Origin of the sequence: Dysgonomonas sp. BGC7 (assembly GCF_001261735.1) — a bacterium.
Lineage (GTDB): Bacteria > Bacteroidota > Bacteroidia > Bacteroidales > Dysgonomonadaceae > Dysgonomonas.
The window spans coordinates 138416-157268 of record NZ_CVRP01000009.1 but is presented as its reverse complement, the minus strand read 5'-3'; the positions used below and the strand labels follow the sequence as shown (position 1 = coordinate 157268).

Below are 18853 nucleotides of genomic sequence, written 5' to 3'. Positions count from 1 at the left end.
CTCAGTAATTCTAATTTTAACTAAAATCTGACAAACTTGTACATATTCTCTTCTGTTTTTCAACTATTGTTAGTGAATCTATTTGACTTCACCTAAGCCTTCGCTTCGAGAGTAACTAGGGCTGTTTATAGATAAAGTTGAGACTATATCAATGAAGCTTCAGTTCCTACAGAGAATCTAATTTTATTCATCTATATAATTATAGTCCGATATGCTCTCCTGTTCTCTCCTGAGGAAGAGAATCGTCTTGCACCATTTTATTTTCCGGAGAATAGTTCCAAACAATCCTATCTTCGTAGGCTTTTCCTGCTCTATCCGCCTTGACTTCTATAATATTTTCGCCCTCTTCTAGTTTTACTTCATTAAATATAAAGTGAACCGGAGTAGTCCCAATAGAGAACTCTTTTATCTCATTACCATTTACAAATAGTTTTGGAGCTCCTATATTAGAATAAACTGTCACAGAGGTATTTTGATTTTCTCGCTCTGTTACTCTTCTTTGTGTCAGATACAATACAGGCTCTTTACTCCAGTTGGCTTTATACCAATAGAATGGATCTTTTTTTGTCTTACGATCAAATGTTACCAATCCTTTCATATTGCGGGAGTGAACTCCTCCTTGAGAAGAAAGTGGTGTTCCGAAGTCGAAAGTATTCCAGATATAAGAGGCCAACAGATAAGGATGCTGACTTATTTCGCCCCACTGTATTTCATGGAATTTAGTAGCAAACGACTCATAATATTTTTTATCGAAGCCACAGCAATCGCCAACTTCTCCAACCTCTTCTTTTTGATGGTCGAGATTAGCTTCTCCTCCATATTCCGAGAAAATGACTTTATGATCGGGAAATTTCTGTTCAACATCTTTCACCCACCCCTTTATGTCACTTATTTTTCCGCCATACCAGCCAAAGTAATGATTAATACCCTGTATGTCGGCATAATTATTCGCAGTGGCATCAATCTTATTATATCCACTAACAGAAACGGTATATCTATAAGGGTCTTCCGACTTTGCAAGGTCATGCAAAGTTACGGTAAGCGGAATTGTTTGCTCAAACGGAGTATATACCTCATTATGAAGCCCCCATACATAGATAGAAGGATGATTATAATTTTGACGAATAAGTTCGGTTAGTTGTTGTTTTGCATTCTCGGTTTCTGATGTACTGACTCTATTCACAAACGGAATTTCGGCCCAAACTATAAACCCGATACTATCGCATTTGGCATATATATATTCTGCCTGCTGATAGTGAGCAAAACGAATAGTAGTAGCTCCTATTTCTTTCATAATAGCCAAATCTGTATCGTGCTCTTTTCTTGTCAAAGCGCTCCCTAACTCCCACCAGTCCTGATGGCGACAAACTCCATACATAGGTACTTTCTTGCCGTTAAGGTACATCCCATCTCCGGTTTTCAACTCAAAATGACGTAATCCAAGAGGTTGTACAACTTCATCTATTACCGTTCCGTCGGCTATAATTTGCGTTACCACCTTATATAAATAAGGATCTTCGAGCCCTTGCCACAAATGAGGTTTGGATATTACAAATTTATGATTGAAAAAATGTCTGCCCTGCGGCCCTACAATTTCCTGAGTCTCTTTCCGGTCTTTTATTTTCTTACCGTCCATTTCATAAATTGTAGTTACTAAACGTATATTACGTTTTGTTCCTGTAGTATTATCTACTTTTATTTTCACATTGGCCTCAGCGGTCTTGTTTGTCACATTCTCCTGCGAAATATAAATGCCGGGGGAAGCATAGTCTGTAACAGCAATATTTACTTTATCTGTAACAATAAGTGAAATATCTCTATATATACCACCATATACGCCAAACAGAATATTATTGACAGGGATAACATCCGGACGTGGGGTATTATCCACTTTCACTACTATTTCGTTTTTTTCTCCAAACTTGAGTAAACTGCTTAGTTCTACAGTAAAAGCAGAATAAGCCCCCATATGTTTACCCGCGAATTTATTATTCACATATATTTTTGCCACAGAACCAACGCCTTCGAATCGTAAAAAAACCCGCTTATCTTTCAAAGATTGATCCGGTGTATATGTTTTTTTATACATTGCCTCTCCTGTATAGAATCTCTCTTGAGGGTTTCGAATCCAGTCCATGTTTGCCATCTCGGTCTGCATATCCTTATTGTTCCATGTATGAGGAATAGACACTTTATCCCATTTCCCACTCAGAAAGCCTGAGTTTAGTACAGATGGACTGCTATCAAATGGACCTTTTTTAAAAGACCATCCATCATTAAAAGAAACTACATTTCTTGCTGAAACTGTTACAGAGAAACATAAAACAACAAGTAAGTGTACAAATATTTTCATAATTTTATTTATTTATCATATTATATATCTCAGAACCTGCCAAAAGGAAAGCCCCGACGCCATAGACGGCGGTCATATCGTTGGTTACTTTTTTCGGATCGGCTCCTATTGGTTGCACCCAACCCAATTTACCCTCTTCATTTACAGCGGAAAGTAATGAATTCCATCCTTTTTGCATAGCAGGCATACATTCTTTTTCTGACAAAAGGCCACTATTTATACCATACGCTAACGAATAGGTGATAAGGGCTGTCGCGCTTGCCTCCGGCGATGGATAGCTATCAGGGTCTAACAGACTGGCATGCCAAAAACCGTCTTCACTTTGCAATTCTATTAATCTTACTGCCATTTCTTTAAACAGAGATTCATAGAAGGGTCTTAGTTCCGATTCTTGTGGTAATATTTTCAACAGATTAGCTACTCCTGCTATAACCCAACCATTTCCTCTACCCCAAAATACATCTGTACCATTAGCTTCGGTCTTTCCAAAATAGCTATCATCCCTATAGAACAGCTTTTCTTCTTTATTATATAAATGCTCGTAAGTACGCTTAAACTGGGTATCCATATACGTCAAATAATTGGAATTCCCTGTAATTTCAGCCATTTTTGCATATACGGGAGGAGCCATAAAAAGAGCATCGCACCATGTCCACGACTGCTTATTTTTATATGTCATATCTGGATCGGGCTGGTTGGCAAGAATCCAATCAACACGAACTTTGGTAGAATCTAACATTTTACTTTCGCTGTATTTACCATACATATTCAGATAAAATTGTCCTATACAAAGTTCATCGGCGTGATATAACTGATATTTAGGGTAGTTTTTAAAGTTAGAAGGAATCTTCCATTCGTTTTTGTCACCTAAATCATACAGCCATCTGTATATTGAATCATTATTTATTGTTTGAGCCCATTGTTGCATACCTAGATATAATACTCCGTTTGTCCATGCGTCAATTCCATAATCATGCAAATTACCATTAAGGGAATAAGTAAAATTTCTTATTTGCCAGTCTGTGACTTTCTGCATAACAAACTCTATCTCTTCTCTTTCTCGAGAAGACTGAGCTGAAGCATTTTCGGAAGAATTGCAGCTGGAGAAACTACTTATAAGTAATAAGCATGCTACTAAATACAATTTCATGGTATATTTATTATTTTATATTTATTCTAATATTTTTATGACTCGACAAAAATACCTTATAGCTACACCATGCTGTTACTCATTTTACCTTTTCTTTTATCATTTCCGTTTGTGAAGCTATTTATAGAGATCTATTTCTGCTTATTCTTTTTATGCTTAGAAGCAAAGGCCGTAGGTGTTTCTCCAAATTCTTTTTTGAAAGCATTGGTAAAATAAGGCTGACTCTCAATTCCTATTTGAACCATTATTTCCCGCATTGTCATATTCTCTTCTATAATCAGTCGTGCTGCTTTGCGCAGCCTATGGCTCAAAATAAATTCAACAATAGATTTATCTGTCAACGTCTTTATTTTAGTATATAGCTTGCTTCTGCTCATTGATAGTTCAGAGGCTATATAATTGACATCCATATCCGACTGATCTATATTGTCTTCAATAATTTCAATAAATTTTTTCAGGAATTTATTATCCTGCTCATTTGAAGATAATTCTGAACTATCGGCAAAATAATTTTTGGCATAATATTCTTTAAGTTGTTGCTGATGCTTAAATATATTCTGTAAGGATAATTTTAAGAAATTCAAATCTATTGGTTTCTCAAAATAAATATCCGCACCCGAATCGGCTCCTTCAATCTTGCTCTCTAGTCCTGTTTTTGCAGTCAATAATATAAATGGGATATGTGACGTATTTATATTACTCTTAATTTCGGCACAGAAAGTCACTCCATCTTTCAATGGCATCATTATATCGCTTATAATAAGATCTACATCCATATCATCGGCAAGTTCCGAAGCAGCTAGACCATCGGCAGCCTGAACGACGTCATACTCTTCGGAAAGCGAATCGGCAATGAGAATTCTTAAATCATCATTATCTTCAGCCAGTAATATTCGTTTTTTATTACGAAGCAATACGGTATCTTCTAATATCTCATCAGCTTGCAACACGTCTGCACCTTCACTTTCAATGAGGATCTCTTCCTGAACCTCTTCTTCATCTTTCAAAAACTCATTCTCTTTATAAGTTTCTTTATTCGAAGAAAGACAGACTTCCATTTCAGTTCCCTTCTCTCTCTCACTAAAGATGGTAATAACCCCTTTATGTAACAAGACTAAGCTTTTTACAAGAGCCAGCCCAATGCCGGTACCCAAGTGAGAATCCATATTTACAGTTTTCACTTTATAAAACCGCTCGAAAACACTGGATATAGATTCTTTAGAAATTCCGATTCCCGAATCTTTGACTACAATAGAAAACACTTCTGTGGGGATATAATCTCCCGACACCACATAGCTATCTTTATATAAAGGCTGGAAAGAAGACTTCTTTGAATAAGTTTCAATAACAACAGACCCTCCATTCTTTGTATACTTAAAGGCATTATTTAATAGATTCATAACAACTTTTTCTACAATATATTTATCGACAAAGAGAGGTACAATAAGTTCCGGATCGCAAATTATTTTGAAATCAATATTCCGTTGAACTGCATAGTCTATAAAATCGGATGCTACTTCTCTTACAAAAGAGTTTACATCGACAGCTTGCACTTCAAGCTTCATCTTACCATTCTCCACTGTTCTAAAATCCATTAATTCGTTAACGAGATTGAGCAACCTCTGCGAATTACCATTCAATATTCTATAATAATACTCTTTAAGCCCCTCTTGCCTCAGCTTGTCTAATGCAGCAATGATAAGAGATAGGGGAGTCCTGAAATCATGTGAGATATTTGTAAAGAAACGCAACTGTGCCTGATGGATTTGTTCTTTTTTATCTTTCTCAATATTTTCGAGATAAAGTTGCAGTTTCAGCTTTTTCTTCTCATTATAGTAACGTAATATTATACCTGATATGGTGAGTATAATAATCAAATAAAGTAAGTATGCCGGTGCGCTCAACCACGGTGCCGATTCTCTCTTCACCTTTATTACCGTTGGTATATCACTCCATACCCCGTCATTATTAGCCGCAAGAACTTCAAAATAATAAGTACCCGCAGGAACCTTTGAGTAAAGTGCTGTACGATTAGAAGCGTCTACTTCGATCCAGCGGTCATCATAACCCCTCAATCTATATTTGAAATGGTTCTTTTCAGGTATAAGATAGTTATCAGAAGAAAACTTAAACCCAAAATTAGACTGATCATAATTGAGCACAATCTCACTCTTCCAATCTCCGGAAATACCGGAAGACTGATCGTCATAATTTGCTTTTACAGGCTTATTATCAATAAAAAACTCAGATATAACAACTCTGGGTTTATAAGTATTGAATGTTATATTCTTAGGATTAACAACAGTAAACCCGTTAGTACCACCAAAATAGAGTTCCCCACTAGCCCCCTTCATAGCCGACAGAGGGTAGTAGACCTGTCCTTGAATGCCGTCTTTTTTATCGAACTGAAAAAACTTATTACTCTCTATATTATATTTAAACAAGCCATTGTCGGTTCCCATCCAGAGGTCGCCATCATCGTCATAACAAATACCATATATAGAGGAAACATTAAATTTGAGGATATCATCAAATATCTTGCAAGTCTCCTTTTCAGGATCATACTTGATAAGTCCATTGCCTATAGTTCCTATCCATATCTCGCCCAAATCTCCATTACACAGAGAATGAGCATTTAAATAGAGAGAATCTTTCAAATGTACTTCCTTAAAGGTACGCTCTTTTATATCCATTTTGTACAGTTTCTTGTGGCAAGCAAACCACAAACTGTTGTCACGTCCCCTCAAAACATCGTATATAAAATACGAAGAATCATCTTCACCAAAATAATAATGACTAAAAGAATAATCTTTAAAGGACAGAAAAGAAACAACCAGTCTTGGCAACTGATAAACGATCCACAAGCCTGAGTCAGATTCTAATACGATTTTTCTAAGATCATTACTCAATATACTATTCTTGTTATTCGTATCAGGCCTATAATGTCTAAAAATATTCTTCTGAATATCGAAGCAGTCTAGCCCCCCGCGAAACATAGAGATCCACAGATTTTTATTTTTATCTATTACCAGAGACTTTATATTATTGTGTGCCGGACTATTTACATTTGTTGTATTCGAATAATAGGTAAAATGATCATCAACCTTATTCAATCGGTTTACTCCTCCACCCTCTGTTCCTATCCACACATAATTCTCATCCTCAGCAAAACTGCTCACAGGAGCATGATTCAACTGCCCCTCTTGAGGCGAATACGATTTAAAGGCTGCCCTTTCATTTATATTTACATAACAGACACTTCCCGAATAGCCTCCAATCCATACATTTTTTTGCTGATCTTCCGATATAGTCCATATGGAATTGTTAGTGAGGCTAAAAGGATCCGATTTGGAGTGTAAAAAATGAGAATACTGTTTAGTTATAGTATTTAGGATATACAAGCCCTCCAAAGTACCTATCCATATATGCCCGTTTTTGTCAATATACATTGTCCTTGCAGGAACTTTTTTACCTGTAATATTCACTAAATCGAAACGCTCTTCAATAGTAAAGGTTCTCAAATCTATCTTATACAATCCATATTTATCGACAAGCACCCACAACTTACCCTTATACACCTTAGCTCCTTGTATCAGACCATCCTTCTCGGGCATTGTAAAACTCAATGAAAATTCTTTGTTGGAATAATCGAATCTATATATTTTACCATAATTACTAAACACATATAGATCAGAACTGTAAGGGCAAAAAACATTTCCTATATACAGTAAGGAATCTCCATCATATAAAGGCTTCATTATAGAAGCATTCTCTACATCAAGTATTCCAATCCTGCTGTTATTCTTTACCCAGACATTATTTCTATTATCTATCTTCACATAATCAAGCTGAGAACCAATCACTTTACGAAAAGAGTCTGAATTTCTATCATAGCTATAAAGACCATTGTTGCTAGACACAAAAAAGCGGCCTAAAGAATCTGCTGCAATTCCCGTAAAACGCCATCTGACAGAGCGATCCAATTCTCTGAAAGAGGAAGAGTAATGTCTGTATTGATAACCATCAAAACGATACAAATCATTCTCCATCAAAACCCAGATAAACCCATCTTTATCTTGTTGAATATCCCTTACACCATCATAGTAAAATCCTCCCTCCGGCGAGAAAGTTCTAAATACATAATTTTCTTTACCAGATAGAGAACTCCAGTCGGAAAATCCTTGTATAAATAAAATTAAGAAGAGAAATATTAAATGTTTTTTCATAGACTTTTATTTCGCATATTATCTTCACCCTATCTCAAATCAACAAACAATATCGGATATACATCTATTATACCAATAAAACAGACGGCTTGCTCTTATTTTAAGATATGGATTGTATGTCATTCAAAGTTAAGAATATTCCTATCTATTTTGCTATTAAATAGTTGCTGAAACAGAAGAAAATGGATGTGTCCTTTATAATATATACAGAACAAGGTTAAAAAATATACTCCTTTAGTTATTGTAAAAGTATATCTGATACCCTACATACTCTTTACTCTATTCAATATATATTTTACTCTATTTGCCTTAAGTGGTCATATAAAGCCATATACCCCACCTAATAAAGTAAAAAGAGGCCTTACAAACGCAAAGCCTCCTATATTATCAGTTCGAATACAAATGATATATTATACTATTCTTTTTTAGCCTTCATAGAAGAATAACCCAAATAGCAGATAACTACTATATACATAAACAGTGCAAGATATTCGGCTCCACTACTACTTACCCATTCTTCAAGAACCCAGTTCTGATCGGCAAAGCGTATGCCTGCACTTACTACTCCCATCAATGCCCCTCCGGCAATAAGTCCGGAAGCCAACAAGGTACCCTTTTCTAAACGAGCAGCATTGAGTGCCTGATCTTTACTACGGCTGCCAACATACCAACTTACAGCACCACCTATCAGCAAGGGAGCATTTAACTCCATTGGGATAAACATACCTAAAGCAAAAGCCAATGCCGGAACTTTGAGTAGAGTAAGCAGAATGGCCAGCAAAGCTCCTACCCCATATAAAACCCATGGAGCACCTGCACCCATCATCAATGGTTCGATAACGGCAGCCATAGCATTTGCCTGAGGTGCAACTAATGCTCCATCACCCGTAAACCCGTATGTCTTATTCAGGATAAGAATAACACCACCCACCGTAGCGGCAGAAACCAAAGTGCCGAGAAATTTCCACGACTCCTGTTTTGCAGGAGTAGATCCCAACCAATAACCGATCTTGAGATCTGTTACAAAGCCTCCGGCCATAGACAGAGCGGTACAAACAACCCCTCCTATAATAAGAGCGGCAACCATACCAGAAGTGCCTTTAAGCCCAACGGCAACCATTACAACCGATGCAAGAATAAGTGTCATCAAGGTCATACCCGAAACCGGATTAGTACCTACAATGGCAATTGCATTTGCGGCAACTGTAGTAAACAAGAAAGCTATAAGAGCAACAACCAATATACCTACAATAGCATGAAGAAGGTTGTTTATCACTCCGAAATAGAAAAACAAGAATGTAACAATAAGTGCCACAATAACACCTATCGAGATTATCTTCATAGGAATATCCCGCTGAGTCCGTTTGTTTATTTCTTTAGCACCTGTAGATGTGCCTCCTCTTAATTCTTTTGAAGCCAGCCCGACTGCGCTTTTTACAATACCCCACGATCTGATGATACCGATAAGACCTGCCATAGCAATACCTCCAATACCAATATGACGGGCAAAAGTAGAGAATATCACCTCAGGTGGTAATGCTGAAATATCGCCTGTAAAAGTTGGGTTCAAGACAGTCAGAGTAGACTCTCCCAACATTGGCAACAATGGAACTATAATAAACCAGACCAAAGCCGAACCTGCACATATAATTGCAGCATATTTAAGCCCTATTATATAACCAAGTCCCAGCAAAGCTGCACTTACATTTATTTTGAATACAACCTTTACTTTGTCTGCCATCTCGGCTCCATACGGAAGTACTCTGGTGGTAAAGGTTTCGGCCCAAGTACCAAATGTCGCTACAAGAAAGTCGTATACACCACCAACAATTCCGGCTACAATAAGAGGTTTTGCCTGACCTCCTCCTTTTTCACCCGACACTAACACCTGAGTTGTAGCTGTAGCCTCCGGAAAAGGAAACTTGCCATGCATATCAGCCACAAAATATTTACGAAATGGTATAAGGAAAAGAATACCCAATATACCTCCGAGCAGTGAACTAAGAAACACCTGAAAAAAATCGACTGAAATCTCAGGGTATTTCGATTGCAATATATATAAGGCAGGAAGGGTAAATATAGCTCCTGCTACGATAACTCCACTACTGGCTCCTATCGACTGAATTATAACATTCTCGCCTAAAGCACCCTTGCGTTTCGTCGCACTCGACAACCCCACTGCAATGATAGCTATAGGAATAGCAGCTTCGAACACTTGTCCCACTTTCAGTCCGAGGTAAGCTGCTGCTGCACTAAATATTACAGCCATAACCAAGCCCCACAATACAGACCAAGGCGTTACTTCCCGATATTGCTTATCAGGAGACATGACAGGCTTATATTCCTCACCCTCTTTTAGTTCTCTGAAGGCATTTTCCGGTAGCCCACTTACCTTTTCTTCATTTTCAGTTTTCACGTGTCAGCTATTTTATAGGTTATATGCTAATTATAGTCAATAAACTGATGCAAATCTACATTTTTTATCGGAAACAAAAAAGCTGCCCTAAAGCAGCTTTCAGTATATAAATAAGCATTAATCGTTTTGATATGGAATATTTTTATGCTCACAGAGTTCAATTATTTTACTTTTCACTGTTTTCAGATCCTCATATCTCAGGTCAGACAATTCTATCCTCTTCTGTTTCTGCTCTCCATTTACCAAAAACACAAAGTAGCTCATACCGATAGTAACTTTACTTACGCTAACCCAGTCTACAACAATACTTTTCTTTCCTTGTGGGTTAGACTCCACTCGTTCGTTGCTGATTAGGACAACAGGTGCAGGAAGCCATAAGGTATTCCTCAAAATCATTATAGCAGCTAAAACAAAAGCGATAAGAGCACAAATAAAAAAGGCTCCGAAACGATTAGCTATACCCTCTGTAACACAGATATACAATACAAAAAGTGCGATATAAGAGAAAATTACAACATTTATTGTTCTAATTCCTTTAGACAGGCTGTAGTCTATTTTCAAATCTTCCATTATCGTTTAGTTTATATTTAAGGTCTCAGACCTATTTGTTATCCATTGAAGTATAAAATTCACTGTTCGTAATATTTAAAAATGTAACATTAAATTTTATCTTTTACTTACAAGAGATGAAATTATAATAAAAATTTGAGTTACAGTTATCATTCTTAAAAAATCGGTAAAACTTATTTTGTGCTATTTTGCGCAGATATCTTTTATCACAAGACTTGCTAATGTAAATCCGAAAACAGCTGTTACATGAGCGAGCGTTCCGTTAGTCTGAGCCTTTACACTTGGATTTTCTTGTTTAAGAAGTTCTGAACTTTTCGATTCATCGAACTCATACTTTATTCCTTTATTTTCCAAAAGTTCGTCACTGTATACACACAGAAACTTCTTTGCAGGCTTTTCGCCCTGTTTCATCTTTCGTCTGAGCGCCGCACCCAATGGACACCCTTTCACTTTCCAAAACTCAGCAACTTTTATTCTTGTAGGATCCATTTTCAAGGCTGCACCCATAGATGAGAAAAGTTTAGCATTAGTTCGTGTAGCTGTCTTTATTAGGTGCACTTTATGCTTAAGACTGTCGATAGCATCTATTACGTAGTCATAAGCATCTATACAAAAACTATCCGATGTCTCTTCACTATATACTTCTGCTATTGTTGTAATTTCTGCATCAGGGTTTATATCCAGCAAACGAGCTTTCAACACATCCACTTTTCGTTGACCAACAGTCTTGGTAGTAGCCATTAACTGCCGATTAATATTCGTTTCACACACTTTATCAGAATCTACAATTGTAAGATATTTCACCCCTGTTCTCACAAGGCTTTCCGCACACCAACTGCCTACACCTCCTACGCCAAACAATATAACTCGAACTTGGGCTATTTTATCCATCGCTTCTTTTCCTAACAGCAGCTCTGCACGTTTAAATATACCTTTTTCTTCTTCCATCTATATTTATTCTATATAAAAATGCACTATAAAATCATTTATCAAGACAAAAGTAAATTCTTTTTACCTAGTGACAACAATAAATCATTTATCTTTGTAAAAAATAAACACTATGGACATCTTATTACTTGGTAGCGGAGGACGCGAAAATGCTCTGGCTTGGAAAATAAAACAAAGCCTGAAAGTGAACAACCTTTACATTGCACCCGGCAATGCAGGTACACACTCATTGGGCAAAAATATAGACATTTCCATATCTGACTTCCCTGCAATCAAGCAATTTGTTCAGGCAAACAATATCCATATGGTAGTAGTAGGGCCTGAGGAACCATTAGTAAAAGGGATATACGATTTTTTCATTAACGATCCGGAAGTAAAAAACATTCCGGTTATTGGCCCATCTAAAGAAGGCGCAAAGCTGGAAGGTAGTAAAGACTTTGCCAAACAGTTTATGATACGGCACAATATACCAACCGCCCGCTACAAAAGTTTCACAATCGATCAGCTAGAAGAGGCCTATAATTTTCTAGGAGAATTAGAAGCCCCTTATGTATTAAAGGCAGATGGACTAGCAGCAGGAAAAGGTGTTCTTATTATTCACGATATAGAAGAAGCCAAGCATGAACTGAAAGAAATGCTAAGCGGAATGTTTGGAGATGCCAGTAAAACGGTCGTTATAGAAGAATTTCTTTCGGGGATAGAATGCTCCGTTTTCGTACTCACAGATGGTACTTCCTATAAGATACTCCCTGTAGCCAAAGATTACAAGCGAATTGGAGAAGGCGACACAGGTCTCAATACAGGAGGAATGGGAGCTGTTTCTCCAGTTTCTTTTGCTGATGATGTTTTCATGCAAAAAGTTGAGCAACGCATAGTTGTACCTACAATAGAAGGTCTGAAGAAAGATAACATTACATATAAAGGATTTATTTTTCTCGGACTGATAAAAGTCAAAGACGAGCCTATAGTTATCGAATACAATGTTCGTATGGGGGATCCGGAAACAGAAGCTGTGATGTTACGCATTAAATCAGACTTTGTTTCTCTTTTGGAAGGCGTAGCAACAGAATCCTTAGACAAAGAGGAGCTTACGATAGACACAAGGTATGCAGTCACAGTTATGCTGGTATCGGGAGGATATCCGCGCGATTATGAGAAAAATAAAGAGATAACAGGTCTTGATACCGTAAAAGACAGTATTCCTTTTCACGCCGGCACTAAGCTCGCAAATGGAAACGTATTAACAAATGGAGGACGGGTTATTGCAATAAGTTCTTATGGAAATACAAAAGAAGAGGCTCTTAAAACGTCTTTCAGCAATGCAGAAAAAGTCTCTTTCGATAAAAAATATTATAGAAAAGATATAGGCTTCGACCTAGAATAAAAATGGCAGGAGTTTCCAGATTCTACAAAAAAAATATCGCAGAAGGAAAAGGGATTCTTTTCTTCTCTATTCTTTTTGCCATTATATTCAGATTGTTATATTTCACAAACACCGAATTTTCAATAAAAACTCCCGAATATACAGGCTATTTATGGAGTTCTATTTCGTGGATATTTAGCAATCAGTTATTCTCTTTCATCAGTAGTTGTGTTGCAACAGCAGGAATTGCGATATACGCTGCACATATAAACACTAAGCACGTATTAATAAGACGTAAGACACTCCTATTACCATCAATATTAGTTCTGGCATTTAGCTGTCACCCTTCTTTTATGCTGATGTCGGCTGAATATATCAGTACCTTCATTTTTCTTTTTGTAGTTTCCATTTTATTTTCATCCTATAACAGTCCTGTTAAACAGACACAATCGTCAAAAGCAACTTTCTTTTTGGTTTTGGGTAGTTTATTTTGCCCTTTCCTTCTAGTATACACACCTCTGCTATGGCTATGCTTAGGAATAATGAGGTGCTTTAATTTAAAAGCATTCTTGGCATCGCTATCAAGCATCGTTGTCGTATACTTTCCTCTGTTCTCAATATTTCTTATAAAAAATGACATTTCTGGATTTACTTTCCCGTTAATAAAGTTCGCAAATATCTTTTTACAGAATACTATACCATTATTAGAGTTCTCACTTATGCAATGGTGTATATTTATCTTTTGCACAATACTGCTCAATGCTGCTTTCATAGATAATTATCTTAACCGCCACAAAGACAAAATAAAGGTTCGTGCCTATTTGAATCTGTTAAGTTTGCTCGCAATATGCGCTATATTCTTTTATATATTGGCAGAAACAGGTACTACATTAAATCTTTATATTGCATTTGTTACAGGAGCAATGCTTCTATCTCATTTCTATGCATTGGCAGAGCAAAGGGCTACCGCTGTATTTTTCTACATATCGCTTATTCTCTTCTCGGGTATATGTATTTTACCCTTTTTACAGGTATAAATAAAACTTTTATCATCGTATTACGTTTTAATATCATAATCTTATCACAATAAAGTATATATTAAAAATAGGAGGATATTGAAATGAGAACTTTTTTTTCCTTAATATTAATTGCCCTGTTTACAATTAGTTGCAAAACTATAACAGATCAACAAAAAACTGAAATAGCTAATCAGTTCAGAAACAAGATAGAATCGTCTGAATATTCATTTATACCTCAAACCGCACTACCGATGGGCGGTCAATCAATAAGCCTCAACTATTCATACTCATTAAAAGTATCCAAAGATACCATAAATGCATATTTACCATATTACGGCAGGGCATATACAGCTCCTTCTCCATCTGAAGAAGGAGGCATAAAATTTATCAGTACAGACTTTAAATACAACCTCTCAAAAGAGAAAAATGGATCATGGGATGCGACCATAGATATTGCAGACAATCAGAAACGCTACAAGCTAATACTTAAACTAAGCGACTCCGGATATGCAACGCTCAGCGTACAGGATAATAACAGACAACCTATCTCTTTTTATGGAAAGATTGAATAATATAATAATATTTCACCTTCTCCAACCGTTTTTTTAAGCATAAAAGTCATATATTTGGAAAATTATTATTTATTTCGCATCTCTCAAAGAGAGGCTCAATCGTTTTTGAATGTTTTTTTATGCAAATATCCTTCACTGCAGAGCAAATTGCTACAGTATTAAACGGTACAATTGAAGGCGATCCTTCTGTTGTAGTAAACAATTTTTCCAAAATAGAAGAAGGAAAGCCAGGATCCCTAACCTTTCTGGCCAATCCCAAATATACACACTATATATATACTACAAATGCCAGTATAGTGTTAGTGAATAATGATTTTATTTCCGATCAACCCATCAAGGCAACACTTATAAGATGCTACAATGCCTATGCAGCATTAGCTATATTATTAGATATGGTGGAAAAAACCAAGCCTCAGAAAGTAGGGATAGAACCAATGTCTTACATATCGGAAACAGCAAAAGTAGGTAACAATACATATGTAGGAGCATTTGCATACATTGGGGACAATGCAAAGGTAGGTGATGGGACAAAACTATATCCTCAGACATATGTAGGAGATAATGTTGCCATTGGAGACAATACAATCATATATCCGGGCGTTAAGATATATGCAGGTTGTACCATCGGTAACAACTGTATATTACATGCAGGAGCTGTTATCGGAAGTGATGGCTTTGGTTTCGCTCCGGAAGATGGAGTATTCAAGAAAATCCCTCAGATGGGAATAGTTGCTATAGAAGACGATGTAGAAATAGGTGCAAACACAACAATCGACCGTGCTGTTATGGATGCCACCATTATACATAAAGGAGTAAAACTAGATAATCTTATTCAGATCGCTCATAATGTAGAAGTTGGAGAAAACACTGTAATGGCTGCACAAGTTGGTATTTCCGGTTCTACAAAAGTAGGGAAAAATTGTATGTTCGGGGGTCAAGTAGGACTTGGAGGACATATATCTATTGGCGACAACGCTAATATTGGAGCACAATCGGGAATAATAAGCAATATAAAACCCGATGCAAAAATACTCGGTTCACCGGCAATCCCTGTCAGAGATTTCTTTAAATCGAGTGTCGTGTTTCCAAAGCTACCGGAAATGTACAAGCAAATAGCTCAGTTACAAAAAGAAATTGAGTTATTAAAATCAAACCAGAACAAATAAACAACCATTTAAAATAAAATGAGTAAGCAACATACGCTAAAAGATAGTTTCACACTAAAAGGAAAAGGTTTACACACAGGACTCCCTATTACCATAACATTCAATCCGGCTCCCGATAACTTCGGATATAAAATAAAAAGAGTAGATCTTGAAGATCAACCGATAATAGATATCCTTGCTGAAAATGTAGGAAATACACAGCGAGGTACAGTACTTGTGAAAGGCGATGTATTTGTTAGCACCGTAGAACACGCCATGGCTGCCCTTTACGCATTACGTGTAGACAATTGTCTTATAGAAGTAAATGCTCCCGAATTCCCTATACTAGATGGTAGTGCCATACAATATGTAGAAGCAATAAAGAAAGTTGGTGTTGTAGAACAAGCAGAAGAGCGGGATTACTTTATTGTTCGTCATAAAATGGAAGTAGTCGATGAAGAAACAGGATCTAAGTTAACACTTCTACCTGACGATCGTTTTTGCATTAATTCTTTTATCGAATTCGAATCAAAGTACATACCAAATCAGTCTGCAACTTTAGAAAATCTGGAAGACTTTGAAAAAGATATAGCAAACTGCCGCACATTTGTTTTTGTTCGTGAAGTACAACAACTCCGTGATGCAGGACTAATAAAAGGAGGAGACCTCGACAATGCTATCGTAATATACGAGCGTCAGATATCGCAACAAGAATTAAACAGTCTTGCTGACCTATTGGGTGTACCACACAAGGACGCAACTGAGCTTGGATATCTCAACAATAAGCAAATAATGTATCCGAATGAACCAGCTCGTCACAAACTTCTGGATATTATAGGAGATATGGCTTTGATAGGCAAGCCAATCAAGGGGCGTATTATAGCTACCCGTCCGGGGCATAAAATAAACAACAAGCTGGCTCGATTAGTACGCAAGCAGATAAAAATGAACGAAGTACAACCTCCTATTCATGATCCTAATAAAGAGGCTGTCTTTGACATCAACAAAATAAAAGAATTACTACCTCACAGATACCCTTTTCTAATGGTAGATAAGGTTATAGAAATAGGACAAAAACACATTGTAGGAATAAAGAATCTAAGTGTCAACGAATTATTTTTCCAAGGCCACTTTCCTCAAGAGCCGGTAATGCCGGGAGTTCTTCAGGTAGAAGCCATGGCACAGATCGGAGGACTCCTAGTTTTGTCTCAAGTCGAAGAGCCAGAAAGATATTCAACATATTTCCTTAAAATAGATAATGTAAAATTCAGGAACAAAGCTGTTCCGGGCGACACTCTTATTTTCAGGCTCGATCTGACATCTGAAATCAGACGAGGCATTGCTAATATGAAAGGATACGCCTTTATTGGAGACAGACTGGTTTCGGAAGCTGAATTTACAGCACAAATAGTCAAGAATAAATAAACAATATAAGGTCATGTCAAATATATCCAATCAGGCATATGTACATCCTGAAGCAAGGTTAGGAAGCGACGTTACAGTAGAACCATTTGCCTTTGTCGATAAAAATGTAGAAATAGGAGACGGCACTCTGATTATGTCAGGAGCCAATATCCGATCAGGAGCTAGAATAGGGAAAAGATGCACAATCTTCCCCGGTGCTGTTATTGGAGGAATCCCTCAAGACCTAAAGTTTAAAGGAGAAGATACACTGGCCATAGTAGGAGATAATACCACTATTCGCGAATGCGTTACAGTAAACAGAGGTACTGCTTCGAAAGGACACACTACCGTAGGTAGCAGTTGTCTACTTATGGCTTATAGCCACATTGCACACGATTGTGTAATTTCCGACAGCGTAATTGTAGGTAATGCGACACAGCTAGCCGGAGAAGTAGAAGTCGATCATCATGCCATCTTAAGTGGAGGTACTCTTGTTCATCAATTCACTCGTATTGGAGCCCATGTTATGATACAAGGGGGTACTCGTTTAGGCAAAGACATACCTCCCTATATTATTGCAGGGCGCGAGCCAGTTTGCTATTCAGGAGTAAATCTAGTCGGTTTACGCAGACATGGATTTTCCAATGAAAAAATAAACGAAATACAGGAAATATACCGCACTATATATCAGGCAGGATTCAACTTCACGGATGCCATAAGTAAAATAGAGAAGGAATTCGAAGAAACTCCAGAAATGAGAATTATAGTAGACTTCGTAAAGAATTCTCCTCGTGGAATCGTTAGAGGGTACATGGGGTAAGATACCTTTCCTATGAAAAAACACATACAAAAGTTTATCTTTTCTTCTCTTGGAATAGAGAACTATCTTCGTTTCCTACAGAGGTCTTTTTTTGTAATGTATAATCTTAAGTTACTTAATAAGGATAAGGAATATGAATATCATTACTTTGCGAAGAATCTGATAAAGGAAGGAGATACGGTTTTAGACATAGGAGCAAACCTAGGTTACTATTCTATGCTATTTTCTAAATGGGTAAAAGATTCAGGAAAAGTATATTCAGTAGAACCAATCGCCTTATATAATAAGATTTTCAAAGAAAAAGCAAAAAAGCGTAAGAATATTACCCTCCTTCCATATGCATTGGGAAAGGAAGAAAAAAACGTTGTATTGGTTTGTTCCCCTAATGTCGGATATTTGAGAACAGGACTTCCACACGTTTACGATCAGGAGCGGGATGGCGATATGCATGCCCAAGAGTTTTCATTCGATGCAGAAATGAAAATACCCTCAAAGCTATTTTCATCTCTAGGAAAACTAGATTATATAAAATGTGATATAGAAGGTTTCGAGTATGTTGTCCTCTCTGACATGGAAGGCATAATAGAAAAGAGTAAGCCGATAGTTCAGGTCGAAGTATGGTCCGACAACGAACAACAGATTACCTGTCTATTTTATAAATTGGACTATATCCCCTATAAGCTAAAAAATGGAATTCTTTCTCCATACAAAGAAGGCTCAGAACATTCAGAACATATTTCCGGCGACTACATCTTTATACATAAAGATAATGATATAATAAAAAGATTAAACCTTTCGAGAGGATAGCAATATTGCTATTCTCTTTATTTTTTCCTCTCATCTTTTCTTTTACATTTAGGAGACTAA

Annotated in this window: 13 protein-coding genes; 7 read left to right on the top strand and 6 right to left on the bottom strand. The window is 36.9% G+C overall.

The window, feature by feature from the left end; genetic code table 11:
- Positions 1-199: 199 nt before the first annotated feature.
- The 6 genes from BGC7_RS09230 to BGC7_RS09205 all read right to left on the bottom strand — a co-directional run bounded on the left by BGC7_RS09230 (position 200) and on the right by BGC7_RS09205 (position 11663).
- Positions 200-2353: a glycoside hydrolase family 2 protein gene (locus BGC7_RS09230; RefSeq protein WP_050701294.1), complete on the bottom strand. Its 2154-nt coding sequence runs from the start codon at positions 2351-2353 to the stop codon at positions 200-202.
- A gap of 4 nt (positions 2354-2357) precedes the next feature.
- Complete coding sequence (locus BGC7_RS09225) at positions 2358-3503, bottom strand: glycoside hydrolase family 88/105 protein (RefSeq protein WP_050701293.1); 1146 nt, start codon at positions 3501-3503, stop codon at positions 2358-2360.
- 131 nt (positions 3504-3634) lie between these two features.
- Entirely contained in the window at positions 3635-7729 is a 4095-nt protein-coding gene (locus BGC7_RS09220) for a hybrid sensor histidine kinase/response regulator transcription factor (RefSeq protein ID WP_050701292.1), read from the bottom strand.
- A gap of 415 nt (positions 7730-8144) precedes the next feature.
- Positions 8145-10145 (bottom strand): OPT family oligopeptide transporter, encoded by a 2001-nt coding sequence (locus BGC7_RS09215; RefSeq protein WP_050701291.1) that lies wholly within the window; start codon positions 10143-10145, stop codon positions 8145-8147.
- Positions 10146-10262: 117 nt separating this feature from the next.
- Entirely contained in the window at positions 10263-10715 is a 453-nt protein-coding gene (locus tag BGC7_RS09210) for a hypothetical protein (RefSeq protein ID WP_050701290.1), read from the bottom strand.
- Between the two features lie 183 nt (positions 10716-10898).
- Entirely contained in the window at positions 10899-11663 is a 765-nt protein-coding gene (locus BGC7_RS09205; RefSeq protein ID WP_050701289.1) for a tRNA threonylcarbamoyladenosine dehydratase, read from the bottom strand.
- A gap of 112 nt (positions 11664-11775) precedes the next feature.
- On the opposite strand from BGC7_RS09205, the gene purD reads away from it, so the two are divergent.
- The 7 genes from purD (at position 11776) to BGC7_RS09170 (ending at position 18793) form a co-directional block, all read left to right on the top strand.
- Complete coding sequence (gene purD, locus BGC7_RS09200; RefSeq protein WP_050701288.1) at positions 11776-13047, top strand: phosphoribosylamine--glycine ligase; 1272 nt, start codon at positions 11776-11778, stop codon at positions 13045-13047.
- Positions 13048-13049: 2 nt separating this feature from the next.
- Complete coding sequence (locus BGC7_RS09195) at positions 13050-14063, top strand: hypothetical protein (RefSeq protein ID WP_050701287.1); 1014 nt, start codon at positions 13050-13052, stop codon at positions 14061-14063.
- Between the two features lie 83 nt (positions 14064-14146).
- Positions 14147-14617, top strand: a complete 471-nt coding sequence (locus tag BGC7_RS09190) for a DUF4251 domain-containing protein (RefSeq protein WP_050701286.1) — start codon at positions 14147-14149, stop codon at positions 14615-14617.
- 125 nt (positions 14618-14742) lie between these two features.
- Positions 14743-15783 carry a UDP-3-O-(3-hydroxymyristoyl)glucosamine N-acyltransferase gene (gene lpxD, locus BGC7_RS09185; RefSeq protein WP_185112970.1) on the top strand — a complete coding sequence of 347 codons (1041 nt, stop codon included), beginning with the start codon at positions 14743-14745 and terminating at the stop codon, positions 15781-15783.
- Positions 15784-15801: 18 nt separating this feature from the next.
- Positions 15802-17187, top strand: coding sequence for a bifunctional UDP-3-O-[3-hydroxymyristoyl] N-acetylglucosamine deacetylase/3-hydroxyacyl-ACP dehydratase (locus tag BGC7_RS09180; RefSeq protein WP_050701284.1), 1386 nt, complete (start codon positions 15802-15804; stop codon positions 17185-17187).
- Positions 17188-17200: 13 nt separating this feature from the next.
- Positions 17201-17986 (top strand): acyl-ACP--UDP-N-acetylglucosamine O-acyltransferase, encoded by a 786-nt coding sequence (lpxA, locus tag BGC7_RS09175; protein ID WP_050701283.1) that lies wholly within the window; start codon positions 17201-17203, stop codon positions 17984-17986.
- 12 nt (positions 17987-17998) lie between these two features.
- Positions 17999-18793, top strand: a complete 795-nt coding sequence (locus BGC7_RS09170; protein WP_050701282.1) for an FkbM family methyltransferase — start codon at positions 17999-18001, stop codon at positions 18791-18793.
- The last annotated feature ends 60 nt before the right edge of the window (positions 18794-18853 follow it).

What these genes read in the sequence shown, in the direction of transcription:
- BGC7_RS09195 (WP_050701287.1), top strand. Translation starts at nt 13,050, where the DNA reads ATGGCAGGAGTTTCCAGATTCTACAAAAAAAATATCGCAGAAGGAAAA.
- BGC7_RS09205 (WP_050701289.1), bottom strand. Translation starts at nt 11,663, where the DNA reads ATGGAAGAAGAAAAAGGTATATTTAAACGTGCAGAGCTGCTGTTAGGA.
- BGC7_RS09180 (WP_050701284.1), top strand. Translation starts at nt 15,802, where the DNA reads ATGAGTAAGCAACATACGCTAAAAGATAGTTTCACACTAAAAGGAAAA.
- BGC7_RS09210 (WP_050701290.1), bottom strand. Translation starts at nt 10,715, where the DNA reads ATGGAAGATTTGAAAATAGACTACAGCCTGTCTAAAGGAATTAGAACA.
- BGC7_RS09170 (WP_050701282.1), top strand. Translation starts at nt 17,999, where the DNA reads ATGAAAAAACACATACAAAAGTTTATCTTTTCTTCTCTTGGAATAGAG.
- lpxA (WP_050701283.1), top strand. Translation starts at nt 17,201, where the DNA reads ATGTCAAATATATCCAATCAGGCATATGTACATCCTGAAGCAAGGTTA.
- BGC7_RS09230 (WP_050701294.1), bottom strand. Translation starts at nt 2,353, where the DNA reads ATGAAAATATTTGTACACTTACTTGTTGTTTTATGTTTCTCTGTAACA.
- purD (WP_050701288.1), top strand. Translation starts at nt 11,776, where the DNA reads ATGGACATCTTATTACTTGGTAGCGGAGGACGCGAAAATGCTCTGGCT.
- BGC7_RS09225 (WP_050701293.1), bottom strand. Translation starts at nt 3,503, where the DNA reads ATGAAATTGTATTTAGTAGCATGCTTATTACTTATAAGTAGTTTCTCC.
- BGC7_RS09220 (WP_050701292.1), bottom strand. Translation starts at nt 7,729, where the DNA reads ATGAAAAAACATTTAATATTTCTCTTCTTAATTTTATTTATACAAGGA.
- BGC7_RS09190 (WP_050701286.1), top strand. Translation starts at nt 14,147, where the DNA reads ATGAGAACTTTTTTTTCCTTAATATTAATTGCCCTGTTTACAATTAGT.